Genomic DNA, 25456 nt, shown 5'->3' on the forward strand with positions numbered 1-25456 from the left:
AACCTATATAAAGCCAATATGGAACCTGTGTGAAACGGGAATTTTTTCTTACTCCCTCGGTGTGACTACAATGCCGTCCGCATTATCCGGGTCGCGGAAGCTGTAAGTAAAGCCGTCAGATAAGGTTACATTGTCGGAATTGTCCTCGGTGTCCAGCCCCGGTTCGGTGTCGATCTCAATGTCTGTATCATCAATTTCCACGGAGTTCCCCACGTTTGTGTCCTGATCGCTTCCGTCTTTCAGATTGGTACAGCCGGTGAACAGCAAGAAGCAGACCAGCATACACGCCAAAATAGCAGTAATTTTCTTCATCACATTTCCCTCTCTTTCAAATGTCCCCGTTTGATTTCCAGCACCACATCCGCCTGCTTTGCCACCTCGCCAGAGTGCGTCACGACCACCACGCACTTACCGAACGCATGGGCGCTCTCTTTCAAAATCGCTGTGATTTCCTCGGCGGTGTCAGCATCCAGGTTCCCGGTCGGCTCGTCCGCCAGAATGACCGGGGCATCGGAGGCCAACGCCCGCGCAATCGCCACCCGCTGCTGTTGTCCGCCGGACAGTTTCAGCACATTCCGGGTGATCTCGTCCTGCTCCAGCCCCAGCCGCTCCAAAATAGGGGCGGCGTCCAGCTTGGCGGTGAGCCGTACATTTTCAACAGGCGTCATGTAGTCGATCAGGTTATAACTTTGGAAAATCAGCGAGATATGGTTCCTGCGGTGATGTTCCAGGCCCTTTGCCGCAATATCCTCGCCGTCAAACAGGACGCTGCCCTGTGTCGGCACATCCAGCCCGCCCAGCAGGGACAGCAGCGTGGTCTTGCCCGACCCGGACGGGCCGAGGATGGCATACATCTTCCCGGTTTCCAGTGACCCGCTGACGTTCTGCAAAACCGCCTTACCCTTTTCATAGGCGTAAGAAACATTTTTCAATTCCAATGTAGGCATGATAGTCCCTCCTTCAGCTCATTTTTGACAGGATTTCACGGGGTTTCAGCCGCATGACCGTGATGGACGATGTACTGACGGCCACAATGACAATGGCAAGGCCGATCAGATAGAGTTGGGCGAGGTTGTCCAGTCCAACGGACACCTGAATGCCGTTCTCCGTAGGCAGGGGCTTTTGAAGCAGATTATCCGCGCCCACATCAACCGCGGCAGCAGCTACAACATCGTTATCATCCTCCGGCTCCGTCTGCATACTCTGCTCCAACAGGTGGTTGCCGATTTGTCCCGCTATGGCGTTGCTGGTGAAGTAGGACAGGCCAAAGGCGAGGACGGCGATCAGCAGCACCTCAATCAAATACTGGCCGATGATGGCCGATTTTCTGATACCAACGGACAAGAACACGCCGATTTCGTGAATACGTGTCTTTGTCCAAAGGGTCAATATCAAGGCCAGAATGATGGCGCTGACAACGATAATCACCACCAGAAGGGTCACGACCAATTCATTCAGCGTAGCCAGCGGAGCGGCGGCGTTTTCGTAAGTTTCATTGTCCATCTCCACAGTAAAGGCTTTCCAGTCGATACCCGGCAGGGCCTTGACTTCGGCTACGACCCGCGCCATGTCCTGCGGGTCGTCTATGGTGACATGGAGCGCGGAAAATCCATAGTTGATTTCTTCGCCGTCAAACTCTTTCGAGGACTGCAAATCCACAAACACTCGGTTCTGGATTTTGTCATAGGTGGTGACAGTTTCCCCAAACTGTTCCACCGCATGAGGGGTAAACAGTCCAATAATTTGTATCCTGATTTCCAGCCCGGTAAAGCCCTGATCTTCCACGCTGTAACTGTGGGCGGTGAGATAATCCCCGATCTTCAACTCGTTTCTTTCCGCCAAGTCCTGGCTGATGATTGCCACATGGGTATCGTCAGTGGTAATATGCCGTCCCTCTGCCAGCGTCAGTGTGCCGGTGGTGAAAAGTTCATCATCTTCCGTGTTGCAGACGCCCAGGGCCTTTGTATATCCCTGATATTTTGCGTCGGTTGAGATTGTCCCGGGAAACAGGGAAAGCCCATCAAACGGCAAAAGATTGTCCTGCCTTGCGCTGCAATACTTTACGCCGGGAACGCCTTTGATGGCGGCAATGTTCTCCGGGGTAAATTGTACGGTGGAATACATAATAAAGCCGTTGCTTGCCTTGCCGGTTTCCTCGTCGTACTCCTCTTTGACAGTTTCTTTGACTACATAGGGGCTGTTGTTCCAATCTACGAAAACGTCAAATTTGCCGCCCAGGCTCTGCCGCAGGTCGAGTTGCGTGGCCTCCGACGCTTTCCAGATGGAAAGCCCCGTCAGGACAAGGGTTGCCATAATCAGAAGGATGGCGAACAGGAGAATGGTTTTCCCCCGTTTTCGTGTGACGTATAGAAACGCCCTTTTGAAAATACTCATGTTTGATACCTCCATATTGTTGTGCTGTTCTTCTGAACGCACCCGTAGAATAGCATCCCAATGTGGAATGGGTATGAAACGGAGATGGAATTGTGGTGGAAATGAAAAAACTCCCCGGCTGGAGAGTTTTTCACGCTTATAGATGGATGGTAAATCGCATCCCCAACGGGGATTTCATCGGTGCAAAGGCATAGAAAATATTCATAGAGGTCAAGATCGTATCCACGATATAGAGGCCCAGGCCATTGCCGCCGCTCTCCCGGCTTCGGGAGAAGTCTGGACGATAGAACGGTTCAAACAGGCGGCGAATTTCACGATCAGGGATAGGGTCACATTCGTTTTCAATGATTAGGCAGTTTTCGTCCATATAGACAGAAACGGATTTTCCGGCTTCCGTATAAGCAACAGCATTTGCAAGAACATTCGATACCGCCTTGCTAAATCGGCCAGCCGGAAGTGTCGCGGGAAATTGTTCCGGCAGATCAAGAGAGAAGATGATTTGATGCGCTGCCGCAATCATCTGATACGGCGCACACAGTTCTGCCATCAGCTCCGCTATGTCAATCAGTTTCGCTGGTTCATCGGTAGTGTTCAGCTTGGAGGTTTCCAAAATTTCATGTACCATCCCGGAAAGCTGCTCCACCATTTCTTTGCACTCTGGGAGATAAGTAGCATAATCCTGATATTTCCCCACGCCCAAAATCATATTTTCCAGGGTGGCGTTCAGTGCGGTCACGGGTGTTTTCAGTTCATGGGACGCCGCCCGCAGGAAGTCCACCTTGGCCCGCTCCATATCACGCACAGCGTCTTTTTCCCGTTCTAAATGTTCAATGGTAGACAGCAGATTAGAGTACAGATCATTGACGTTCTGCGCCAGTGTACCAATTTCATCCTTTGTATGGATAGGGCAGCTTGCTCCGTGGTCTAATTTCATCATCTGCTCGGTTGACGCAGAAATCTTCTTGATAGGGTCGGCAATCGCTTTGGAAAACAGGAGGGAACAGACAACGGAAATCAGCAGGGAACAGATTAACGAGATAGGCAGGGCTTTTTCTACTGCCTCGGTCACAAACTGCTCCTGCCGGATGCTGACAACAACATCATCTTGGGTACTCAATGCAAGCTGCATCTGTGGGGCAAGCAGATAGATCAGCCCATGCGTGACAACAACGACAAATAACATGATGCTCATGGTATAGAGAAATATCTTCGGAAACAATTTTAAGCGTTTCATGGCTGCACCTCATATTTATAGCCGATACCCTTGACTGTTACGATACAGTCAAGCCGCAGTTTCTTCCGCAGATTTTTGATATAAGTGTCCACGGTTCGGTCGATGATCGGATAGTCAGCGCCCCACAGTTCGTCCAAAATCTGCGAACGGGTCAGTACCAGCCCCCTATGCTCCACCAGCAGCCGGAGCAAATCAATTTCCTTTGGCATGATGTCGATTTTCCCGGCGCGGTCACTGGCGGTATAGCCGGAGAAATCAACGGTCACATCACCAAAGGTTATCGTTTGGGGTAACGGGGCCTGCCCACTCCGCCGCAGGAGGGCGGTGATCCGCCTCCCCAGCAATACCATAGAAAAGGGCTTTGTCATGTAATCGTCCGCCTGTTCATCAAAACTCATGACCTGGGTATATTCGTCCTCAAGAGCCGTAAGCATCAGAATGGGCGTTGCGCTTGTCCGCCGTATCTCATGCAGAATGGACAGGCCGCTGACATGGGGTAGCATAATATCCAGCACAACAAGGTCGATGCTGTTCTCACGGAAAAGCTGTAACGCCTCCACACCGTCGTAAGCTGGGATAACCTTGTGGCCTGTGGGCTTTAGGTATTCACAAATCGCATCGTTGGTCTTGCGGTCGTCCTCAACAATCAGTAACGTTGCCATTAACTCGCCTCCTTTGGAAATAGTGTAACACGGGAATGTGGAATGGATATGAAATGATAGTAAACTTTGTTTCTCCCGTTGTAAAATTAAGGGGAACGCTTTCAGAGCAAGCATAGGGAGTGTAGCCACACTCCCGAAAAACGTCCAAATCCGCCCTTGCCGGGCCGTGTCCGTTTTTGCTTGTTGGGATAGTCCCAAACCCTTTATGGTTTCCTAATCACTTGACGTATTTATGAAAGTAGAGTAACATATTAGTAGTTGGCTGTAGTTGCCCAGAGTTGCACAAAGTTCGCCAATAGATTAGACTCACGGCTTCTATCGTAGTCAGACTACCGAAATACTTATATTGCGGCGTTGATACGATAAATCAAATAGCGACAGAAAAGGAGAAGAAATGAAACAATTTATTTATCTTGATACAGACATTGTTAATTCAATCATTGCCCAAAAAGATAAAGGGCTTGTGCTGGAAACTGCCAGCGAACATGAAGATACCAGTGGCGATGAACGTGGAAAAACTGGAAGTCTAACGTTTAACGGCTCCGCAAGTGGCGGGATATGGAAGTTTGCGCAAGCACAGGCAGAATTAAGTGGAACTGGAGAAGTATCGTTCAATAAGCATTCTCAAACTGTATTAAAAGAAATCGCAACCAAAACCTTGCACGACGCTGCATTTGATATTGCTTACAAGCAAATACGTGGGGAATATGACTTGAGTTTAGAAAATGCAGACTTGGGTTCTTATGTTGAACTAACCCAAGCGTTCGAGTTTGTTGATTTGGTGTATATTGAGGGGCTCTTTTCGAAAGGTTCTTTTATAGATTTCCTAAAAAAATCGGAGCGAGAAAAAATTGAACAAGAATTAAATGAAAGTGTTTCGAGCGAATTGAATCGTGGACAACAGAGAAAAGGCGGTGTAGATGTAAAAAAAGAAATAAAAAAGCTGCTTGATGCTAATGACAAACAATATGATGATATAGCGGAAATCATCAAAGCTATTCGACAAATGATTCCTTATGATCGGATGCTTGTTTCGCATGATGGGTATCTGATTCCGTTGGAAGATAAGTACTTTAGGGATAATCCGCAAACAATGGGGTTCAAACATGGTGGGTATATCACTTGTGTAGGCTATATCACCAATGTAATCGGTGAGACAAGTGACGCTACAAGTGAAAATATTTTTTCACAATTACAAACGTTAGTAAATCAGGCCTTAGTATCTATGTTACCCACAAAGGAAAAGGATTTATTTGTCGTTCATCCCATTGCGATTTATTACGGTCAATAATTTCCAGTTTATATTTGAATTTTTCAGGTTACTCCTGAAAACATGGCGTACATCAAAAAATACTGGTGGAAACATAATCGGTGCATCTGTGTGCATTATCAGAGTAATGATGGAAAACAAATTTAATTGATAGTCCCCAATTAGCCCACCAGCCTACGCATTTAGGGCCTGTTCAGCACCCTATTTTCAAGACTTCCAAGCGGCGGTCACACAGGGTGCAATACGATTTGACCTATACCCTCAAAAATGAGGTTCTAAATGCATAGAAATAGGCATGGAAACGCCAGGGCGGGAGGCCAACGCCCCGGCACTCCTGTCCCGGCTTCTGCTGGGCTGTGAAACTGTACTGTCACGCAAGAGGGCCACGGCCCTCTTGCGACACCCGCAGAAACCGTACACCCGCTTCGCGTCTGTACGCTTCCAGTGGGTCAGATAACGCCCATGATACCCCCCTGCTGCTATTTAATCTCCCTGTGTCTCGCTTCCGTTCCATTCCTTTCCGGCGGCTTTGCCGCCCGTTCCTCAACGGGAAGGGTAGCGGAAAGGATAGGAAAGGAATGGGTAATTGATAAGTCTTTACTTGATTTTATCTTTAGTTACTTATATCTATATTTTATTGTGTTGGATTTTCCGACGTCGGTTTTCCCGTTGTCGGATTATCCGACGACGGAAATGCCAACAACGGCAAAAAGGGCAAGGCACGTCTATCTGTGTCTTGCCCTTTATCGTCCATATCGTGCCGAGGCGGGTGTTATCGTCCAGACCGCAAAAGTAGTAAACAAGTAGTACATTTGCGGGGGTATCTGCTGAAAGTCCAGATATATCAACCATTTTCAAGGACAGGATGTGTACCTCCATGGCAGGCACACTACCAGTGGATGGCGGAACTGCTGCCGGACGGGATCGGAACACTGCTCGATATTGGCTGTGGAAGCGGCTTGGAATTGGACACGGTCTTTCAGCGGTTCCCGTCTCTACAAGTGACGGGCATTGACCTTTCGGAAAAGATGCTCGACAGACTTGTCCAGAAGCATGGCGGGCGGGCACTGACCGTCATTCAGGAGGATTATTTTCTCCATCCGTTTGAAAGCGCGCATTTTGATGCAGCAGTTTCTTTCCAGACGCTGCATCATTTCTCCGCAGAGAAAAAGACCCAGCTTTTTTCCAAACTGTATGGCAGTTTGAAGCCCGGCGGGGTCTATCTGGAGTGTGATTACGTCGCAAAAACGCAGGAGATCGAGACGCTGTGCGCTTCGGAGTGCGAAAGGCGGCGGCTGCGCGACGGGATTACATCCGACAGGTCTATACATTTTGACACACCCCTCACGCTCGAACATGAGATACAGTCGATGAAAGCCGCCGGTTTTGGACAGGTTGAGGTAGTGGGGTACCTGCCCGGGGATGACCATACACCAATGATCCGGGCGTTAAAATAAGAAGGGTTAAAATGGTTCTGCTCGTGGTTGACACACAGGAAATGCTTGTAACAGAAAAGATGTACCGGTGCAAAACATTTTTGGAACGTGTCAAAAAACTGATTTCCACTGCGCGGGAACAGGGGGGCGAGGTCATTTATGTCCGGCATGATGATGGGATAGAGCTGACAAGAGGTGTCCCTGGTTTTGAAATCTCGAAAGAGGCCGCACCCATGCAGGGGGAGAAAATTTTTGACAAACGGGTCAACAGAGCCTTTAAAGGCAGTGGGTTGTTGGAATATCTGAGGGAGAAACAGGAAAACAGCGTTATGATCGTGGGGCTACAGACCGATTACTGTATTGACGCGACGGTCAAATGTGGCTTTGAGCATGGGTTTGAGATGATCGTCCCGGCAGGCTGCAATACGACCGAGGATAATGCGTTTCTGGCCGCAGAAAAGACCTATCGATATTATAATGAAATGATGTGGAACCGGCGCTATGCACGTTGCGTGGAGCTTGGTGAGGCGGTGAAGCTTTTAGAATCCGGACGGCAGGAGCACTGAACTCCTTCTGGAATACCCCCTCCCCCTCCAAAAACCGGCGGTATCCACGGGAATCTGTAAATGCGGCAGTAAGCATGTCTGCGAATGGAAGGAAGATTCCATAGATCAGGCGGATTGTCCTGCATATATTTTGAAAATATAAAAAATAGATAGTTTTTATAAACTAAGTTGAATTTTTATATAAAAATAATACAATAAAAATGACAATCTGGTAACAAAAACCTCTTGAAAAATCGCTTTGCCTCGGATATACTGAGACACGTTCCAAGCGGCCCCGACGATGGGCGCTGCGGATCGAAACTTTTCTTTCAGGAGGCACCTAAACCATGAAAAAAGCGATTGCGATGCTGCTTGCAGTTTCTTCTATGATGTCGATGAGCGTGGCTGCTTTTGCCGAGGATCTGTCCGATGAGTCCAGCAGCTCTTCGATTGTAAGCTCTTCCGAGACTTCTTCGGATGAGAGTTCGTCGGACGTTTCGTCTGACAGTTCGTCCGAGGACACCTCTTCGGATGATTCCTCCAGTTCCGAGGATGAGACCCCTGCGGTAGAGCCTTCCGCATTTGTATTCAAGGCGGATGACGAAGGCAGCCTGCTCAGTGAGACGATCCTTGAGCCGGGTAAGGAGTACCGGTTCCCGGCCTATGTCGAGGTAGGCGGAAAACAGGTGGCGATCAGCGACGAGCTGCTCAAAGACTATAAGTTTACCTACACCCGGGTAAGTGCGTCGGGCGTTAAAACCTTCAAGATCGAGGAATACAAAGGCAATTACTACCTCTTTGTTGAGGTGAAGGACACCACTCCGGCAAAACCGGTCGACGTAAAATACAACGTCAAGCTGGTGCGCAAATCCAACAATCTTTCGGTGTTCAGCCAGGAGGTTAAGTTCTCCTACGGCTACGACGAGAGCAATGACGACTATATCAACGACCTGGACAAGGGCGACATTGTGGAGATCGACAACGACCGCCCGGTCATCACCAAGGAGCAGTTCAACAAAATTGCGAAACTCAACGACTATAAGAACGTCACCCTGGCGGGCGCCGGCTGGCAGTTCACTGTCAATGTGACCGACGAGCCGACTAAAAATATGGTATTTTCGAATGCGGGCATCAAGGAAATCCTCTCCAAGCTGCCGGATCAGGACTTCAAGTTCTTCCGGTTTGCGGGTAAGCCGTCCTTCCAAGCAACCGGCAAGGTATCCCTGGATGTTTCAGACGTTGCGGATGATTTCGCCAAGCTGTACACATACCGCTATGCAGATGGAAAGATGTACCGGATCAACGCGACCTTCAACGCGGAGGACAACACCCTCAATTTCCGCACCAACAAGCTGGACACTTTTGTCGTGACCGATCAGCCGATCAAAGATGGGTTCGCCGTTTCGGATGCACAGGAGAACACCTCCGGTGATTCCACCAATGCTGACAAGGAGAACCCGGGCACAGGTGCAGGCGATATGATTCATGCGGCTGTTATGGCGGGGATCGCATCCCTCGCGGCTGCGGGCGCACTGGCCGCCAAAACGAACAGAAAATAACAGCTTGTCCGATTTTAGCGGACTGGCAGATCGGGGAGGCCCGGGACAGTTTCGTCCCGGACCTTCTGCTTTTTTCAGCAAGGACATCCTTCCCTGCCGCATATAGTGGTGTAAAGCCGCAATGCGCCGATTTCTGCGGAATGTTTTCCGCAGGAGAGAAACATCTTGGATGACAGGGGAGGAAAAGCAGCGTGGATCAAAGAGGAACAGCGCTCTATCTAAGACTTTCGCGGGAGGATGGCGAACGGCAGATGGAATCGCAGAGTATCGCCAACCAGAGGGCATATCTGCTTCGCTATGCACAGGAGCATGGTTTCGTGGTTACGGGAATTTTTGTGGACGATGGATGGAGCGGCACCAGTTTTGAGCGGCCTGCATTTCAGCAGATGGTGCAGGAAATCGAAGCAGGGCGGGTTGGTACAGTGATTACCAAGGATCTCTCCCGCCTGGGAAGGGACTATATCCAGACCGGGCATTTTCTCGAGCGATACTTTCCAGAACATGGGGTACGGTATATTGCGGTCAATGACCGGATCGACACCGGAGAACAGGAGGGGAACGACCTTGCACCGTTCCTTTCGGTTGTCAACGATATGTATGCGAGAGACATTTCCAAAAAGGTACGGGCAGCGCTCTCAGTTCGAAAAGAGACGGGACAGTTCATTGGTTCTGTGCCGCCGTTTGGCTACCAGAAAGACCCGGAGCAGCGCGGGAGGCTCCGGATTAATCCGCAGGCAGCACCGGTGGTGCGGATGATCTATCGGGCTTATCTGCGGACAGGGCAGATCAGCCAGGTGGTACGAGCGCTCAACGCCAGGCAGATTCCTCCGCCATCTGGAAGAAAAAAGGACTCATCCGTAGGATGGAACGATGTGACGGTGAGGCGTATTTTAAGCAATCCAACCTATGCTGGTCATCTCACCCAGAACCGCACGCGGAAGATCAGCCACAAGGTGGGAAAAAAGGTCTGCCTGCCACCAGAGGAATGGGTGACAGTTCCAAACACACATGCGCCGATCGTACCGCAGGAGCTGTTTGACCAGGTGCAGGCCATATTGAAAATGCATGGGAGGTCTCGTAAGGAAAGAAGTCAACAGTTGCCACAGGGTCAGCCAGTAGAGGTCCAGTTTCATTCTTGCACACCACTCCCGCCAACAATATTCGAAGCCACGGGGGGTGGATCTCGAAGCTGCGGCGGAACTTCAGAGAAAGACCATCTGGGCGCTTTCTCTACCAGGAAAAACAGCGCCGATTTCCGCAGGGGAGATCATCCTGTCGACGATTGACAACTGCCTGAACGAAAGGAGCGGTGTATGATGGGGAAAAAACGGCTCGGGTTTGCAATGACGGGTTCCTTTTGTACATGGTCATCGGTGATTCCGCAGATGGAGAAGTTGACTGAATTTTATGAGATTTATCCGATTTTTTCTCCGATCTCCTATTGCTCGGACAACCGCTTCGGTAAGGCTGCTGATTGGATCGAACGGGTAGAGGAAATCTGTGGAAGAAAAATATGGCACACTATTGAGGAAGTAGAACCAATAGGGCCTAAAAATCTGCTTGATTTGCTGTTAATTGCGCCCTGTACAGGCAACACATTGGGGAAGCTTGCCAATGGAATCAACGATACACCAGTAACGATGGCTGCGAAATCGAGTTTACGCAATGGGAATCCGCTTATCTTGGCAGTTTCAACCAATGATGCGCTTGGAGGTTCAGCACAGAACATCGGACGGCTAATGAATGTCAAGCAGGTTTATTTTGTTCCGATGGCACAGGACGACCCGAAGAACAAGCCCACTTCGGCTGTGGCTTTTTTTGACCTGATTGCCCCCACACTTTTATCAGCTGCATCTGGCGAACAGATACAGCCGGTGTGGAGACAGCGCTTGTAGTCGTCATAGATAACATAACATAGCCTTGAAAGCAAAACTGTTTTCAAGGCTTTTTCTTATTCTTCCAAAGAGTTGTAAAGGATTGAGAATTAGAAAGATCCATGGTATAATAACCTATTATACCAGGTTATGGTCAGGACGATATGTGAATGACAGGGAAGGCCGCGCCCGTCCCGATGGCCGGTATATAAAACAGACATGCTATGGGCCACTGCGTGGGAGCCATTTGAGCATGGAAAAGGCAGGTGGCGGATTTTGAAAAAAACAGTAATTGTGGATGCGCCAGGAAAGATCAACCTTTCGCTGGATATTACAGGTGTGCGCGAGGATGGATATCACGAGATTGACACCATTATGCAGGCGGTTGACCTGCGGGATACAGTGACAATCACCCGTATGTCCGGGAAGGGAATCTTCATCTCCTGTGACCGGCCGCGCGTCCCGAGCGATGATACCAATTATGCTCATATTGCCGCGCGTCTTTTCTTTGACCGGTTCGGACTGGATGCATCTGCAATCTCGATTGATATTCAGAAGCGTCTGCCGATGCAGGCGGGCATGGGCGGAGGAAGTGCAGATGCGGCGGGCGTTCTGGTGGGAATGAATGCGCTGTTCGAGGTCGGTGCGGACATGGAGACGCTTTGCCGGCTGGGCAGGGAGATTGGTGCGGATGTGCCGTTCTGCATTATGGGCGGGATTCAGCGGGCCCGCGGGATTGGGGAACAGTTGACCCGGCTGCCAGACCTGCCAAAGTGTCATATTGTTGTCGCCAAACCGACGGCGGGCGTTTCGACTAAGGAGAGCTACCGCCGATATGACCAGCAGGGTGCGGTACGGCGTCCCGATACCGAACTGCTGCTCAGAAAGCTGAAAGAGGGAGATTTGCATGGCCTGGCTAAAGGGATGTATAATGTATTAGAGGAAGTTGCGGGTCTTGATGAGGTGTGCAAGCTGCATGAAAGGCTGCTTTCGGGCGGTGCCGCTGGTGCGATGATGAGCGGAAGCGGATCGGCGGTATTTGGGCTGTTTGAGAAGCGGTCGCACGCGCGGCATTGTATGCGCAGGCTCTACGATCAGGCCGGCATGGTTTTTCTGACCCATCCGGTTGGCTGCGGAGCCGTCGTTGTGGATCTGTTTTAAACAAAATGCGTCTTTGTTCCAGTTCTGTGTGGAGGAGATCAGGACTTTTGGAGCATTCTATTGTGTTTTATTGAAAAAAGTGTTAAAATAGTCCCAATTCGACGATGAACTTCTGAAAGTTCGATTTGTTCCAGGGGATACATAAGGAATCTGGATTACAGGGCAAATGTAAATTGAGAGCTACGGAGGAATCGGTGTGCCCATCAAACATTGGAGTTTCAAAAAGTCAGATGAATCCACTGCCACTCGCCTTGCGGAAGGGCTGAAACTACCGCTTCTGGTGGCGCGGGTGCTGGCGGCAAGAGGCTATGACACAATAGAAAAAGCAGGCGCGTTTCTTTCAGGGAGCAGTCTCACCGACCCAATGTCGCTGAAGGATATGGACAAAGCGGTCGCGCGCATCCGGCAGGCTGCGAAAGATGGCGAACGGGTGGCGGTCTACGGAGACTACGATTGCGACGGTATCATGTCGACGGTGCTCCTTTACAGCTATCTCGAGTCGATGGGTGTGGATGTCTGCTACTACATCCCCGATCGGGATCGCGAGGGCTATGGCATGAATAAAAATGCACTCAAACAGATCCACGATTACGGAGTTTCACTGGTTGTGACGGTCGATAATGGGGTGACCGCGCTCGAGGAGGTTGACTATGCGGTTTCGATCGGTCTGGATGTGGTCGTTACCGACCATCATAAGCCGCGCGATGTTCTGCCCCGGGCGGTTGCGGTCGTCGACCCGCACCGGCTGGACGATGAAAGCGGGTGCGAGTATCTGGCAGGAGTGGGCGTAGCCTTCAAGCTGGCTTGCGCACTCGAAGGCTCGGACGATGAGATGATGCTTGACCAATATGGGGACCTGGTAACAGTCGCTACGATTGCGGACATTGTGCCTCTGTCGGGAGAGAACCGGCTGATTGTCCAGCGGGGGATGGAGTTGCTGCAAAATACCGGGAACGAAGGGCTTGCCGCGCTGATTCGGGTTTGCGGGATGGCAGACAAAGCCCTCACATGCGAAAATATCGCCTATGGGATTGTGCCAAGGATCAACTCTGCCGGGCGGTTCGATCAGGCGGACCAGGCGATTGAGCTGTTTGCGGGCGGTGCAGATGAACCGGATACCCTCGCCGGCGGGATCAATGCGCTCAACGAGAAGCGGCGGGAGATCGAGGATCAGATCGTCGCGCAGATCATGGAGCGGATCAACGCAGACGAACAGCTGCTCCGCCACCGGGTCATTGTGATCTGCGGGGAAAACTGGCATCATGGAATCGTTGGGATTGTGGCATCCCGGATGGTCGAGCGGTTTGGAAAACCCTGCATTGTTCTTTCAATCGAGGGGGAGACCTCCCGCGGGTCGGGGCGGAGTATCGAGGGGTTCTCGATCATTGACGCGATCAATGCCTGTTCCGAACATCTGACCCGCTATGGCGGGCATAACCAGGCAGCGGGATTGACTGTCAGGACCGACAGGATTTCAGATTTCATCGAGGCAATCAACAGGTGGGCGGAGGCGCACCACCCGCAGATGCCCCAGCAGACCCTCCGGATCGACTGTACGATTTCCCCGCGTGTTCTCACAGTCGAGGGGGTACAGCCGCTTTCGATGCTGGAGCCGTTTGGTTCGGGCAACGAGACGCCGGTATTTGTCGTGAAAAACTGCACCCTCCAGGGAATCTACCCGATTGGCGACGGAAAGCATCTGCGCCTGCGGTTTTCGGGAGACGGTGTCGTATTTTATGCGGTCTATTTCGGGATGACCCAGCAGAGCTTTCCCTACGCGGCCGGGGACGCGGTTGACCTCGCGGTGACAGCCGATGTAGGGGAATGGAATGGGGAACTGCGCGTCTCGGTCAAGATCAGAGACATCCATCTGGCGGGAATTGATTACGACCAGATTCACCATTCCGAGCAGCTCTATCAGCAGATTGCCCGTAGGGAGACGCTCGAAAAACCAGTGCGTGTGCAGGTATGTCCCAACCGGGATGAGATTGCGGTGGTCTACCGTTACCTGCGTTCCAGAGGAGAGTTGGAGGCGTCCGACGAGCTGCTCTATGCCCGGCTTTGTGAAAGCATCTCCAGCCTGTGCAAACTCAAGATTGCGCTGGATGTTCTTGACGAGATGCGGCTGATCACCTGCCGCCCCAGCAGCTGCGGGAAAAGCCTATCGGTGGTGCGCAATCCGGAAAAGGTGGACATCTCCAGTTCAAAAATTCTGCGCGCATTGCAGGCGTAATGCGGGAATTTGGAAACCCGTCGTAGGAGTGATAGCAATGAAATATTACGAGATACAGGACCTGCTCGATCTTCTGGACAGGAGCGGCAAGCCCCATGACAAAAACAGCATCATCAATGCATACGATCTGGCCAACGCTGCCCACAAAGGGCAGTGCCGGGTTTCGGGGGAACCGTATATCTCCCATCCAATCGCGGTGGCAATGATTCTGGCGGATCTGGGGATGGATGACGAATGCATTCAGGCGGCGCTTCTCCATGACGTGGTGGAGGATACCGAAATCCCGCTTGAGCAGATTTCACGGCAGTTTGGCAGCGATGTCGCCCTGTTGGTGAACGGCGTGACCAAGTTGGGGCAGATCAGCTATCAGACCTCGCGTGAGGAGCGGCAGGCGGAGAACGTCCGAAAGATGCTGCTGGCTATGGCGCAGGATGTGCGGGTCATCATCATCAAGCTGGCCGACCGGCTGCACAATATGCGCACGATCGAGGTCATGCCCGAGCAGAAACGCCGTGACAAGGCGCTTGAGACGATGGAAGTCTATGCGCCGCTTGCACACCGGCTGGGTATCCGCGCGGTCAAGGAGGAGCTGGAGGACCGCTCGCTGCGGTACCTCGACCCAGTTGCCTACCGCGAGATCGAACGGATGCTCGCGCTCAAGCAGGTGGACCGCCAGAACTTCCTCGAGAAGATCAAACAGAAAATCCGGGAGCGGCTTTCGTCCGAATACAGCGAAATCCACATCGACGGGCGGGTCAAGAGCGTCTATGGCATCTACCGGAAGATGTATATGCAGGGCAGGGCGTTTGAGGAGATCTTTGATATCTATGCGGTGCGGATCATTGTCGATTCGGTGATGGACTGCTATAATGTTCTGGGGATTATCCACGACCTGTTCCAGCCGATCCCCAACCGGTTCAAGGACTATATCTCCACCCCGAAACCCAATATGTACCAGAGCCTGCATACCACTGTTATTGATAAGGAAGCGATTCCGTTCGAGGTGCAGATCCGCACCTGGGATATGCACCATACGGCGGAATACGGCATTGCGGCGCACTGGAAGTATAAGGCGGGCATCTCGGGCAAGGATAAGCTGGAAGAACGGCTCGCATGGATTCGGCAGCTCATTGAAAACCAGAAAGAGGCGGACGACGTCGAGGATATCGTCCACTCGATCAAGAGCGACCTTGCCCCGGAAGAGGTCTATGTGTTCACCCCGAAGGGGCGGGTCATCAGCCTGCCTGTAGGCTCGACAGTGATCGACTTTGCCTATGCAATCCATACCGAGGTCGGCAACCGGATGGTGGGCGCGAAGGTGGACGGTCGGATGGTCGCGCTCGACACCAAGGTGCACACCGGGCAGATCATCGAGATCATCACGACCAACTCGAAGGACCACACCCCCAGCCGTGACTGGCTCAAGATTGCCAAGACTTCACAGGCGCGCAATAAGATCCGCAACTGGTACAAGAAGGAGCGCCGGGAGGAGAATATTGAGCAGGGACGCAACGAGCTGGAGCGGGAGTTCCGGCGGAATATGATCTCCCTGCCTGACGGGAAACTGAAGGAGTTTTTGCTGGGGATTGCCAGACGCCAGCATTTTGAAGCGGTGGAGGACTTCCTCGCGGCAGTCGGATATGGAGGCGTGCTGCTTTCCAAAATCATGCCGCGGATCAAGGATGATTTTACCCGTCAATACCGCTCCAACCTGCCTGAGGACCCCACCGAGCGGGTTCTGGCGACAAAAGTACCGCCCCGCAAGAACAGACGGGCCTCGAGCGGCGTGATCGTCGAGGGGCTGGACAGCTGCTTGGTCAAATTTGCGCGGTGCTGCAATCCGCTCCCGGGGGATGAGATCATCGGGTTTGTTACCCGGGGCTATGGAGTTTCGATCCACAAGAAGGACTGCCAGAATGTCGTCAATTCGCTCAATGACCCCAACAATGCCGAACGGTGGGTGCACTCCGAATGGGCGATGGAGTCGGCCAAAAAGGAGAGCTTCAAGAGCACAATCGAGATTCTCACCGATGGCAGGATTGGATCGCTTGCGGATATTTCGGTCGCGCTTTCCAGTATGCGGATTTCGATTTCCACGCTGGTCGCGCGGGAGGCCAAGCAGGGAGAGAACATTGTCACTGTGACCTTTACGGTCAGCGACATCGAACAGCTCCAGTTTATCATCAATAACCTGTCTAAAATCCCGGGCGTGGAAAGCGTCTCGCGGTCGGTGCAGTAGAACGGAGTTTTTATGAAAGCAGTGTTGCAAAGGGTCTCGTCCGCGAAGGTCGAGACCGGCGGAAGGATTGCCGGCGAGATCGGGCAGGGGCTTTTAATCCTGCTCGGCGTGACCGGGAAGGATGGGGTTGATGAGGCCGACTTCCTTGCGGAAAAGTCGGCCAATCTGCGGATTTTTGAGGATGAAAACGGTAAGCTCAACCGTTCTCTGCTCGATGTGGGCGGCGGGATGCTGGTCGTCTCCAACTTTACCCTCTGTGCCGATGCGCGGCATGGGCGGCGCCCGTCGTTCACCAATGCGGCTGGGCCGGAAGCGGCCAATTCACTCTATGAACGGTTTGTCGCAGCGGCGAAGGACACCGGAATCGCGACAGTTCAGACCGGTGTTTTTCGGGCGGATATGCAGATTTCGCTGGTCAACGACGGTCCGGTCACCATCCTGCTGGATACGGATGAGATCATGAAAAAATAAGGGAGGCGCGGGAAGATGGAAATTTACATCAAGCCGGTTGGCCCGATCGGGACCAACTGTTATATCATTTCAGAAGAGGGCGGCGGCTGTGCGATGGTCGATCCGGGCGCACAGCCGGAAAAATTGATCGGCTTTCTCGACGCCAAAGGGCTGAAGCCGGAATATATCCTGCTGACCCACGGGCATTATGACCACATTGGCGGAGTCAAGGCGATTGCACAGAAGTATGGGGCAAAAATCGTCATCAGTGAGCAGGACGCCGAGCAGCTCACCGACCGGAGCAAGAGCCTCGCGTCCGCGCGGTTCCCGGCAGGGGAGGACCCCTATCTGATGGAGGCTGATCTGATGCTGAAGGATGGCGATACCGTCCGGACCGGAGATCTGGAGTTTACCGCTATCCTGACCCCCGGTCATACCAAAGGGGACATCACCTATCGCTGCGGGGGAGTGCTGTTCACCGGGGACACCCTCTTTGCCGGGGATTGTGGACGGTGCGACCTCTATGGCGGCAGCTACCAGACAATGCTCAAATCCCTGAAAAAGCTCGCCGCACTGCCGGGGGACTACCGGGTCCTGCCGGGACACGGGCCGGAGAGCACGCTGGAGCAGGAGCGCAGGTATAACCAGTATGTGAGGATGTCGCCGGATGACCTTCTATATTAAGGGCCACCGGTTTGGCTACGAACTGCAGCGGCTTGCACAAACCTTTTTTTTCGGAGAAAAGATCGAGGTGATCGAGGGTGCGCCTGACGATGGGGTGGAAAGGGAATACCTTTACGCCCTGCTCGACGGGCAGCGCCTGCTTTTGCGTGCGCGCCTGCGTGCCCGTGTGCAGAGCGGGCTGTTTGCTGATGCAGCGGGCTGGGAGGACAAAAAACCGGTGGTGATCCTTCTGGAGGACCGCGCTGGACCGGGGGATCCTCCCAAACAGCTCGAACACAAATTTGCAGCCCTGCTCTATGGATTGCTTTCCCAGTTGACCGGCCTGACGCCCCAATGGGGGGTATTGACCGGTATTCGCCCGGTCAGGCTGTTTCTCACCCAGATGGAAAACGGCCTGGATGAACCCGCCCTGCGCCGGCATTTCATCGGGGAGCGGCAGGTAAGCGAGGAGCGGTTCCAGCTCGCACTTGACACCGCGCGGATCGAACGACCGCTGCTTTCCCGGCTTTCCGAGCGGGATTTTTCGCTCTATGTGTCGATCCCGTTCTGCCCGACCCGGTGTGCATACTGCTCGTTTGTTTCGCATTCGATAGGTCGGGCGGCAAAGCTGATCCCCGCCTATCTCGACCGGCTCTGTGAGGAACTGGCCGATCTTGCGCGGATTATTTCCGAACTGGGGCTGCGGCTGCGGACGGTCTATTTTGGCGGCGGCACCCCGACCACCCTCACAGCCGAGCAGCTCGCGCGGCTGATGGATACGATCTCTGATTCGTTTGATCTGAGCGGCCTTTGGGAATATACCGTGGAGGCGGGGCGTCCGGACACCGTTACCGCGGAAAAACTGCGGACGATCCGGTCCCACGGTGCGCACCGCATCAGCATCAATCCGCAGACGCTCGAAGAGGGGGTACTTAGGGAGATTGGGCGCAGGCACACATCGGCGCAGCTGCTGGAGGCATATCAGATGGCGCGGAGCGAAGGGTTTGACAGCATCAATATGGACCTGATCGCCGGGCTTCCGACCGATACCCGCGAAGGGTTTTCCCGGACGCTTGATGGGGTTCTGCGGCTCGCTCCGGAAAATATCACCGTACATACCCTTACGGTCAAGCGGGCGGCAGACCTGACCTTCCCGCAGGCACGCGCGGAGCTGGATCTGGTGTGCGGCATGGTGGATGAGGCGCGCCAGCGGATCACCAGTGCAGGCCTGAACCCCTACTACCTTTATCGGCAGGCGGGGAGCCTTTCAAGTTTGGAGAATGTGGGGTATGCGAAGCCCGGTACCGAGGGGCTTTACAATATCTATATCATGGACGATTCCCACACCGTTCTGGCGGTCGGCGCGGGAGGAGCGACCAAGCTCTGCCGCCGCTCAGACGGCCGGATCGAGCGGGTTTTCAATTATAAATATCCGTATGAGTACATCGAACGGTTTGATACCGTCCGGGCGCGCAAGGAGAAAATCCGGCAGTTCTACGGGCGGGGATGAAAATTGAGCCTGTTCCCAAAAACCTACTTGTAACAACTGTTTCTTTGCGCTATAATAAAAGAGGATTTTCAAAACAAAGACGAAACAGACGATGCGTCCGCAAATTTTTCTTCGCAGCGGAAACGCATGGTAAAGGATGAAACAGCCGGGGCGAAGCGGCGGAATGGAGTGTTTATGGGAAAACTGGATGAAGTCCTTGCAAAGGCGAAAGACCTGGCGAAGGTAGCGGGAAACAAAACCGAGGAGGTCGTTGAGCTGACCCGCCTTAAGATACAGGCTTCGCAGCTTCGCGGGGATATTGATGCGAACTACCTCAAGCTGGGTGAGATCATTTACGAGCTGAACAAGGCGGGGACCGAGAACGAAGAGCTGATTAGCATGTGCATTGCTGAGATTGAGTCTCAGAGGACAGAGCTTGCCGAGCTGACCAACCGGATCGACGAGATGAAAAATGTCGTGAAATGCAGCGAGTGCTTGGCGGCGAACCCCGTAGGTGCGCTTTACTGTGCGCGGTGTGGTGCCCGTCTGGAGAAAAAGCAGGAGCAAGAGGCACCGACGGAGCAGGAGACAGAAACAGCCCAGGCAGAGGAAGCGGATGCGGCCAAGGTACCCGCCCAGCTTGAGAGTGCAGAAAAAGCGGAGGATGCGCAGGCGTAGCCCTCGGATTGTGTGCCTCTGTCCGATATAAGTCCTGGATCAACAGAGAATGCCTTGTGCGAATTCACAAAAATGGGCATATGATCCTATAAGGATTGGACCAACCCGCCAATCTTTTGAATGTTTACAGTTTTCTAATTGAAATTATCGGTATTTTCATGTAGAATCTAAAAAAGAGGATCCAAAAGGGAGGCGTCAGGATGATGTGGCAGGCAGCGGGATATGGCGGTTTGCACCGCTATAGCTGCATCTTCGGACGCATTTTCGCAGTTTGTCCGGGAATCCGGAGATAGTTGCGGGATTTTTGCAGGTTGCGGGCCAAACCGCAGCCTGTTTTCATTTTTTTGCAGAAAAGGATGTGTCAAAATGGCTGAAAAAAAAGTGGCGGTCATCATGGGCAGTGACAGCGACCTGCCTGTGGTAAAAAGCGCGATAGACATTCTAAAGGAGCTTGGGATTCCGACCGAAGTGCATGTGATGAGTGCTCACCGCACCCCGGCGATCGCCTGCCAGTTCGCAGCCAATGCGCGCGAAAAGGGATTTGCTGTGCTCATTGCGGCAGCGGGCAAGGCTGCCCATCTCGCGGGGGTTCTCGCCGCACACACCACCCTGCCGGTTATCGGGATCCCGGTCAAGTCCTCCACCTTGGACGGGTTGGACGCACTGCTTGCGACCGTTCAGATGCCTGCCGGCATCCCGGTTGCGACCGTTGCGATCGACGGTGCAAAGAATGCCGGCCTGCTCGCTGCCCAGATCATTGGGGTGTTTGACGCAGAGGTTGCCTACCGGCTCACTGTGCGCAAAGACCAGATGGAACAGGAAGTCCTTGAAAAAGATGCAAAGATACAGGAACAATTTCAGTCCTGATAGATTGATAGATGGAGAAGGAGACGATAATTATGAAAAAACTGGAACAGCTTTATGAAGGAAAAGCGAAAAAGGTGTTTAAAACCGATGATCCCAATGCCTACATCGTTGATTACAAGGACGACGCGACCGCGTTTAACGGTCTGAAAAAAGGCACGATCGCCGAAAAGGGGATGATCAACAACAAGGTTTCCAACCACCTGATGCGCCTGCTTGAGAAAAATGGCATCCCGACCCACCTGATCGAGGAGCTTTCCGACCGTGAAACCCTTGTGAAAAAGGTCACGATCGTCCCGCTGGAGGTCATTGTCCGCAACATTGCGGCCGGTTCGCTCTCCAAACGGCTCGGGCTGCCCGAGGGCAAAAAACTTGCCAAAACCGTCCTTGAGTACAGCTATAAGGACGATGAGCTGGGCGACCCGATGATTAACGACTATCATGTGTTTGCGATGGAGCTTGCCACCCCGGAGGAGCTTCAGACAATCGCCAATTATGCGTTCAAGGTGAACGAAATCCTGACCGCCTATCTGAAAGACCTTGGGATCGAGCTGATCGACTTCAAGCTCGAGTTCGGCAGAACCAGCGACGGGACGATCATCCTCGCGGACGAGATTTCGCCTGACACCTGCCGGTTCTGGGACAGCAAGACCGGTGAAAAACTGGACAAGGACCGGTTCCGCCGGGATCTTGGCGGCGTGGAGGATGCCTACCACGAGATTATGAAACGGCTGATGGGGGAATAATCCTGGTGGAAACATCCGCCCGGGAACCTGATTTTATAGGAGTGAAAGCATGTTCGATACAATCCATGAGGAATGCGGCGTATTCGGTATCTACGAGAAAGAGCAGTCGGATGTCGCGAGCAGCGCTTATTATGCGCTTTATGCGCTTCAGCACCGCGGGCAGGAAAGCTGCGGGATCGCGGTCAACGATGATGGGCTGATCGTCTGCCATAAGGACGTGGGGCTGGTACCTGACGTATTCAGCCGCGACAATCTGGAAAAACTCGGATGGGGGACCATGGCAGTCGGGCACTGCCGCTATTCAACTACCGGCAACAGCAGTGCGGTCAACGCCCAGCCGCTGGTGGTGCGTCACTGCAAGGGTGCAATGGCGCTGGCTCATAACGGCAATCTGGTCAACGCGCCCGAGCTGCGCCGTCAGCTGGAGCTGAACGGCGCGATCTTCCACACCACCAATGATTCGGAGGTCATCAGCTATATCATCACCCGTGAGCGGCTGCTCTCCCCCAGCATTGAGGACGCGATTGCAAAGGCGATGTACTCGATTAAGGGTGCCTATTCGCTGATCGTTATGTCCCCGAAAAAGTTGATTGCGGTGCGCGACCCCAACGGGTTCCGCCCGCTCTGCATCGGCGAGACAGCGAGCGGCGGCGTGGTGTTTGCGTCCGAAACCTGCGCGCTCGACAGCATCGGCGCGAAGTTTGTGCGGGACGTTGAGCCGGGCGAGATCGTGATCGCCGATGAGAACGGCCTGCATAGCCTGTACTCCCATTGCGGCGGCGAATCGAGTTTCTGTGTCTTTGAGTATGTCTATTTCGCGCGCCCCGACTCGGTGATACAGGGAGTCAGCGTCCATGAGGCGCGGCAGCGTGCCGGACGCATCCTCTATCGGGAAAATCCGGTGGAGGCGGATGTGGTGGTCGGCGTGCCGGATTCGGGTCTGGATGCTGCGCTTGGCTATTCCCAGGAGAGCGGTATCCCGTATGGGGTCGGGTTCATCAAAAACCGCTATATCGGCCGTACCTTCATCCAGCCCACCCAGGGCCAGCGGGAGGATTCGGTGCGGATCAAGCTGAACGTGATTGCTGAAACCGTCCGGGACAAGCGGGTGGTGTTGATCGACGATTCGATCGTCCGCGGAACCACCTGTGCGCGGATCGTCCGTCTGCTGCGTGATGCAGGTGCGCGCGAGGTGCATTTTGCGGTCACAGCGCCGCCGTTTAAAAATCCCTGTTATTTCGGCACCGACATCGACAGCCGGGACAAGCTGATCGCCTGCCGGATGACCGTCCCCGAGATCGCCAAACAGATCGGGGTGGATTCGCTGACCTATCTCAGCATTGATGGGGTCAAGGAGATTGCCCAGGGCGCCAACTGCGGGTTCTGCGTGGGCTGTTTCTCAGGGGAATACCCGATTGCGGTGCCTGATAAGATGCAGAAAAACAAGTTTGAAAAAAAGATCAGCGCAGCGAAGCAGGAGGAAGAGACAGATGCAGAATAGTTATTCCGACGCCTATAAAGCGGCAGGCGTCGATGTGACCGCCGGATACAAGGCTGTGGAGCTGATGAAAGCGCATGTTGCACGAACGATGACCAGCGGGGTACTCGGCGGGATCGGTGGATTCGGCGGCCTGTTTGAGATGGATCTCACAGGGATGCCGCATCCGGTTCTCTGTGCGGGCACCGACGGAGTCGGCACCAAGCTCAAGCTGGCATTCCTGATGGATAAACATGATACTGTCGGGATCGACTGTGTTGCGATGTGCGTCAATGACATCATCTGCTGCGGCGCGAAGCCGCTCCTCTTCCTGGACTATATCGCCTGCGGGAAGAATGTCCCGGAAAAGATCGCGACCATCGTTTCGGGCGTGGCCGAAGGCTGTGTGCAGGCAGGCTGCGCGCTGACCGGCGGCGAAACTGCCGAGATGCCTGGGTTTTACCCGGAGGAGGAATACGACCTTGCGGGGTTCTCGGTTGGGGCGGTCGACCGCTCCAAAATTCTCGACCCTGGCCGGGTCGAAGCGGGGGACGCGCTGGTTGCGATCGCCTCCAGCGGGGTGCATTCCAACGGATTCTCCCTCGTGCGCAAGGTATTTGATGTCGAGAAGGGCGGGCTGTCCCAACATCACGACGAACTGGGCATGACCCTTGGCGAAGCGCTGCTCACCCCGACTAAAATCTATGTCAAACCGGTGTTGGCGGTGATGGAGGAGCTGACAGTCAAATCGGTCTCCCACATCACGGGAGGCGGCTTCTATGAGAACATTCCGCGCGCCCTGCCCAATGGGAAGCGCGCCAAAATAGAACGTGCGGCAGTCGAGGTTCTGCCAATCTTCGACTTGATTCAGAAGACAGGCGGCATTCCGGAACATGATATGTTCAATACCTTCAATATGGGGGTCGGGATGATCCTGGCAGTTGGCAGGGAGGACGCGGACCGCGCGGTCGCGATCCTGAACGCGCATGGCGAGCGGGCGAAGGTTATCGGACAGATTGAGAACGGCGAAAAGGGGATCGAATTATGTTAAAACGGATTGTGGTACTGGTTTCGGGCGGCGGCACCAACCTTCAGGCGCTGATCGACGCGCAGGCCCGTGACGAGCTGGGTGCGGGTGAGATCGTTCAGGTGATCAGCTCGAATCCGGATGCTTACGCCATCAAACGGGCGGAAAAAGCGGGGATTCCCTGTGAGGTCATCCCCCGCAGCTTTTATAAGGCGCGTGAGGACTACGATGCGGCAATCCTTGCGGCGCTCCAGCGCGCTGATGCGGATCTGGTTGTGCTGGCCGGATTCCTGCACATCCTTGGGAGCGAGATCGTGAGCAACTACACACGCAGGATCATCAATGTGCATCCTTCTCTGGTTCCTGCGTTCTGTGGGGACGGGTATTATGGTATCCGGGTACATCGGGCGGCGCTGACCTATGGGGTCAAGGTGACCGGCGCAACGGTACATTTTGTCAACGAGGTGACCGACGGTGGGCAGATTATCCTGCAAAAGGCGGTGGAGGTGCTGCCGAGCGACACCCCTGAGACGTTGCAGCGGCGGGTGATGGAGCAGGCCGAATGGGAACTGCTGCCCCGCGCGGTCGCGCTGGTCTGCAACGCGAAATCCAACTGAGACGGAGGATGGAGATGTCAAACAGACAAAATCTGGAACAGCTTCTGCAAAACAACAGCTATCCCGGGCGCGGTATCGTGATTGGAAAACATGCCGACGGCCAACATGCGGTAATCGCCTATTTCATCATGGGGCGCAGCGAGAACAGCCGCAACCGCGTCTTTGTGGAGGACGGGGAGGGGATCCGTACCCAGGCGTTCGATCCCGCCAAACTGACCGACCCTAGCCTGATTATCTATCATCCGGTGCGGGTGTTCCGGTCGTTGGAATCGGGAACCGGGGACGGGCCAATCGCTTTTATCCGCGCGGGGGAGCAGCCCCCCGTTGTGCAGGGCGCAGGGTCAGCCCCGATGCGGGGATACTCCGACGGCGTTGTGACCGTCGTGACCAACGGCGACCAGACGGATACCGTCTATGAAGCGTTCCAGCAGGGCAGGACCTTCGAAGAGGCGCTCCGTACCCGCACTTTTGAGCCGGACCCGCCTAACTTCACGCCGCGCATCTCGGGTGCGCTTGAGGGATTCCGGTATCAGCTCTCGATTCTCAAGAGTGCGAACGGCAACCCGGACAGTGTCCAGCGGTTTTTCTATGAATATATGGAACCGGTTGCAGGAGAGGGGCATTTTATCCACACCTACCGGTGCGACGGCAACCCGATCCCGTCGTTTGAGGGGGAACCGGCCTGCGTCGGGATCGACGGTGGGATCGACGCATTTACCGACGCGGTCTGGAATGCGCTCAACCCGGATAACAAGGTTTCGCTTTTTGTGCGGTATATCGACGTGGAGGCGGGCACCTGCGAAACACGAATTGTGAATCAAAACCAGTGAGGAGGAAC

24 protein-coding genes are annotated in these 25456 nt (G+C 53.7%); 19 read left to right on the top strand and 5 right to left on the bottom strand.

What is annotated here, in order from left to right; genetic code table 11:
* Nucleotides 1–48: 48 nt before the first annotated feature.
* From C814_RS14500 to C814_RS14520, 5 genes are all read right to left on the bottom strand, one after another.
* Entirely contained in the window at nucleotides 49–312 is a 264-nt protein-coding gene (locus C814_RS14500; RefSeq protein WP_016316100.1) for a hypothetical protein, read from the bottom strand.
* Nucleotides 312–947 (bottom strand): ABC transporter ATP-binding protein, encoded by a 636-nt coding sequence (locus tag C814_RS14505; RefSeq protein WP_016316101.1) that lies wholly within the window; start codon nucleotides 945–947, stop codon nucleotides 312–314. The genes C814_RS14500 and C814_RS14505 overlap by 1 nt, the downstream gene beginning before the upstream one ends.
* A gap of 13 nt (nucleotides 948–960) precedes the next feature.
* Nucleotides 961–2394 (bottom strand): ABC transporter permease, encoded by a 1434-nt coding sequence (locus C814_RS14510; RefSeq protein ID WP_016316102.1) that lies wholly within the window; start codon nucleotides 2392–2394, stop codon nucleotides 961–963.
* 136 nt (nucleotides 2395–2530) lie between these two features.
* The gene (locus C814_RS14515; RefSeq protein WP_016316103.1) at nucleotides 2531–3628 is read right to left on the bottom strand and encodes a sensor histidine kinase; all 1098 of its coding nucleotides are present in this window, start codon (nucleotides 3626–3628) and stop codon (nucleotides 2531–2533) included.
* Nucleotides 3625–4290, bottom strand: a complete 666-nt coding sequence (locus C814_RS14520) for a response regulator transcription factor (protein WP_016316104.1) — start codon at nucleotides 4288–4290, stop codon at nucleotides 3625–3627. Before C814_RS14520 ends, C814_RS14515 begins: the two co-directional genes overlap by 4 nt.
* 394 nt (nucleotides 4291–4684) lie before the next feature.
* On the opposite strand from C814_RS14520, the gene C814_RS24180 reads away from it, so the two are divergent.
* The 19 genes from C814_RS24180 to C814_RS22390 all read left to right on the top strand — a co-directional run bounded on the left by C814_RS24180 (nucleotide 4685) and on the right by C814_RS22390 (nucleotide 25448).
* Entirely contained in the window at nucleotides 4685–5581 is an 897-nt protein-coding gene (locus tag C814_RS24180; RefSeq protein WP_016316105.1) for a DUF6414 family protein, read from the top strand.
* A gap of 878 nt (nucleotides 5582–6459) precedes the next feature.
* Entirely contained in the window at nucleotides 6460–7017 is a 558-nt protein-coding gene (locus C814_RS14525; RefSeq protein WP_016316106.1) for a class I SAM-dependent methyltransferase, read from the top strand.
* 11 nt (nucleotides 7018–7028) lie between these two features.
* Nucleotides 7029–7562 (top strand): cysteine hydrolase family protein, encoded by a 534-nt coding sequence (locus C814_RS14530; RefSeq protein ID WP_016316107.1) that lies wholly within the window; start codon nucleotides 7029–7031, stop codon nucleotides 7560–7562.
* Nucleotides 7563–7888: 326 nt separating this feature from the next.
* Nucleotides 7889–9100 carry a hypothetical protein gene (locus C814_RS14535; RefSeq protein WP_016316108.1) on the top strand — a complete coding sequence of 404 codons (1212 nt, stop codon included), beginning with the start codon at nucleotides 7889–7891 and terminating at the stop codon, nucleotides 9098–9100.
* Nucleotides 9101–9291: 191 nt separating this feature from the next.
* Entirely contained in the window at nucleotides 9292–10386 is a 1095-nt protein-coding gene (locus tag C814_RS14540) for a recombinase family protein (protein WP_016316109.1), read from the top strand.
* Nucleotides 10387–10413: 27 nt separating this feature from the next.
* Nucleotides 10414–10995 carry a dipicolinate synthase subunit B gene (locus tag C814_RS14545; protein ID WP_369750560.1) on the top strand — a complete coding sequence of 194 codons (582 nt, stop codon included), beginning with the start codon at nucleotides 10414–10416 and terminating at the stop codon, nucleotides 10993–10995.
* Nucleotides 10996–11250: 255 nt separating this feature from the next.
* Complete coding sequence (gene ispE, locus C814_RS14550; protein ID WP_016316111.1) at nucleotides 11251–12135, top strand: 4-(cytidine 5'-diphospho)-2-C-methyl-D-erythritol kinase; 885 nt, start codon at nucleotides 11251–11253, stop codon at nucleotides 12133–12135.
* Between the two features lie 196 nt (nucleotides 12136–12331).
* Nucleotides 12332–14368, top strand: a complete 2037-nt coding sequence (recJ, locus tag C814_RS14555) for a single-stranded-DNA-specific exonuclease RecJ (RefSeq protein WP_016316112.1) — start codon at nucleotides 12332–12334, stop codon at nucleotides 14366–14368.
* A 37-nt stretch (nucleotides 14369–14405) separates the two neighbouring features.
* On the top strand, nucleotides 14406–16607 hold the full coding sequence (locus tag C814_RS14560; RefSeq protein ID WP_016316113.1) for a RelA/SpoT family protein: 2202 nt from the start codon (nucleotides 14406–14408) through the stop codon (nucleotides 16605–16607).
* A 12-nt stretch (nucleotides 16608–16619) separates the two neighbouring features.
* Nucleotides 16620–17078 (top strand): D-aminoacyl-tRNA deacylase, encoded by a 459-nt coding sequence (gene dtd, locus C814_RS14565; RefSeq protein WP_016316114.1) that lies wholly within the window; start codon nucleotides 16620–16622, stop codon nucleotides 17076–17078.
* Nucleotides 17079–17093: 15 nt separating this feature from the next.
* Nucleotides 17094–17741: an MBL fold metallo-hydrolase gene (locus tag C814_RS14570; RefSeq protein ID WP_016316115.1), complete on the top strand. Its 648-nt coding sequence runs from the start codon at nucleotides 17094–17096 to the stop codon at nucleotides 17739–17741.
* Nucleotides 17725–19230 carry a coproporphyrinogen dehydrogenase HemZ gene (hemZ, locus tag C814_RS14575; protein ID WP_016316116.1) on the top strand — a complete coding sequence of 502 codons (1506 nt, stop codon included), beginning with the start codon at nucleotides 17725–17727 and terminating at the stop codon, nucleotides 19228–19230. Before C814_RS14570 ends, hemZ begins: the two co-directional genes overlap by 17 nt.
* 174 nt (nucleotides 19231–19404) lie before the next feature.
* Nucleotides 19405–19887: a zinc ribbon domain-containing protein gene (locus C814_RS14580; RefSeq protein WP_016316117.1), complete on the top strand. Its 483-nt coding sequence runs from the start codon at nucleotides 19405–19407 to the stop codon at nucleotides 19885–19887.
* A 366-nt stretch (nucleotides 19888–20253) separates the two neighbouring features.
* The gene (purE, locus tag C814_RS14585) at nucleotides 20254–20754 is read left to right on the top strand and encodes a 5-(carboxyamino)imidazole ribonucleotide mutase (RefSeq protein WP_016316118.1); all 501 of its coding nucleotides are present in this window, start codon (nucleotides 20254–20256) and stop codon (nucleotides 20752–20754) included.
* Nucleotides 20755–20786: 32 nt separating this feature from the next.
* Nucleotides 20787–21497, top strand: a complete 711-nt coding sequence (gene purC / locus C814_RS14590) for a phosphoribosylaminoimidazolesuccinocarboxamide synthase (protein WP_016316119.1) — start codon at nucleotides 20787–20789, stop codon at nucleotides 21495–21497.
* A 49-nt stretch (nucleotides 21498–21546) separates the two neighbouring features.
* The gene (gene purF / locus C814_RS14595) at nucleotides 21547–22998 is read left to right on the top strand and encodes an amidophosphoribosyltransferase (RefSeq protein WP_016316120.1); all 1452 of its coding nucleotides are present in this window, start codon (nucleotides 21547–21549) and stop codon (nucleotides 22996–22998) included.
* Nucleotides 22988–24025 (top strand): phosphoribosylformylglycinamidine cyclo-ligase, encoded by a 1038-nt coding sequence (purM, locus tag C814_RS14600; RefSeq protein WP_016316121.1) that lies wholly within the window; start codon nucleotides 22988–22990, stop codon nucleotides 24023–24025. Before purF ends, purM begins: the two co-directional genes overlap by 11 nt.
* Nucleotides 24019–24618 (top strand): phosphoribosylglycinamide formyltransferase, encoded by a 600-nt coding sequence (purN, locus tag C814_RS14605; protein ID WP_016316122.1) that lies wholly within the window; start codon nucleotides 24019–24021, stop codon nucleotides 24616–24618. The genes purM and purN overlap by 7 nt, the downstream gene beginning before the upstream one ends.
* Nucleotides 24619–24632: 14 nt before the next feature.
* Entirely contained in the window at nucleotides 24633–25448 is an 816-nt protein-coding gene (locus tag C814_RS22390; protein WP_016316123.1) for an IMP cyclohydrolase, read from the top strand.
* Nucleotides 25449–25456 lie beyond the last annotated feature (8 nt).

Origin of the sequence: Anaerotruncus sp. G3(2012) (genome assembly GCF_000403395.2) — a bacterium.
Lineage (GTDB): Bacteria > Bacillota > Clostridia > Oscillospirales > Ruminococcaceae > Anaerotruncus.

Bases quoted from the DNA above. Each gene is read 5' to 3' on its own strand.
- C814_RS14580 (WP_016316117.1), top strand. From the start codon at position 19,405: ATGGGAAAACTGGATGAAGTCCTTGCAAAGGCGAAAGACCTGGCGAAG.
- C814_RS14530 (WP_016316107.1), top strand. From the start codon at position 7,029: ATGGTTCTGCTCGTGGTTGACACACAGGAAATGCTTGTAACAGAAAAG.
- C814_RS24180 (WP_016316105.1), top strand. From the start codon at position 4,685: ATGAAACAATTTATTTATCTTGATACAGACATTGTTAATTCAATCATT.
- C814_RS14570 (WP_016316115.1), top strand. From the start codon at position 17,094: ATGGAAATTTACATCAAGCCGGTTGGCCCGATCGGGACCAACTGTTAT.
- C814_RS14505 (WP_016316101.1), bottom strand. From the start codon at position 947: ATGCCTACATTGGAATTGAAAAATGTTTCTTACGCCTATGAAAAGGGT.
- purF (WP_016316120.1), top strand. From the start codon at position 21,547: ATGTTCGATACAATCCATGAGGAATGCGGCGTATTCGGTATCTACGAG.
- C814_RS14515 (WP_016316103.1), bottom strand. From the start codon at position 3,628: ATGAAACGCTTAAAATTGTTTCCGAAGATATTTCTCTATACCATGAGC.
- C814_RS14560 (WP_016316113.1), top strand. From the start codon at position 14,406: ATGAAATATTACGAGATACAGGACCTGCTCGATCTTCTGGACAGGAGC.
- purM (WP_016316121.1), top strand. From the start codon at position 22,988: ATGCAGAATAGTTATTCCGACGCCTATAAAGCGGCAGGCGTCGATGTG.
- C814_RS14520 (WP_016316104.1), bottom strand. From the start codon at position 4,290: ATGGCAACGTTACTGATTGTTGAGGACGACCGCAAGACCAACGATGCG.
- purN (WP_016316122.1), top strand. From the start codon at position 24,019: ATGTTAAAACGGATTGTGGTACTGGTTTCGGGCGGCGGCACCAACCTT.
- C814_RS14545 (WP_369750560.1), top strand. From the start codon at position 10,414: ATGATGGGGAAAAAACGGCTCGGGTTTGCAATGACGGGTTCCTTTTGT.
- C814_RS14510 (WP_016316102.1), bottom strand. From the start codon at position 2,394: ATGAGTATTTTCAAAAGGGCGTTTCTATACGTCACACGAAAACGGGGG.
- dtd (WP_016316114.1), top strand. From the start codon at position 16,620: ATGAAAGCAGTGTTGCAAAGGGTCTCGTCCGCGAAGGTCGAGACCGGC.
- C814_RS14535 (WP_016316108.1), top strand. From the start codon at position 7,889: ATGAAAAAAGCGATTGCGATGCTGCTTGCAGTTTCTTCTATGATGTCG.
- purC (WP_016316119.1), top strand. From the start codon at position 20,787: ATGAAAAAACTGGAACAGCTTTATGAAGGAAAAGCGAAAAAGGTGTTT.
- C814_RS14500 (WP_016316100.1), bottom strand. From the start codon at position 312: ATGAAGAAAATTACTGCTATTTTGGCGTGTATGCTGGTCTGCTTCTTG.
- purE (WP_016316118.1), top strand. From the start codon at position 20,254: ATGGCTGAAAAAAAAGTGGCGGTCATCATGGGCAGTGACAGCGACCTG.
- C814_RS14525 (WP_016316106.1), top strand. From the start codon at position 6,460: ATGGCGGAACTGCTGCCGGACGGGATCGGAACACTGCTCGATATTGGC.
- C814_RS22390 (WP_016316123.1), top strand. From the start codon at position 24,633: ATGTCAAACAGACAAAATCTGGAACAGCTTCTGCAAAACAACAGCTAT.
- hemZ (WP_016316116.1), top strand. From the start codon at position 17,725: ATGACCTTCTATATTAAGGGCCACCGGTTTGGCTACGAACTGCAGCGG.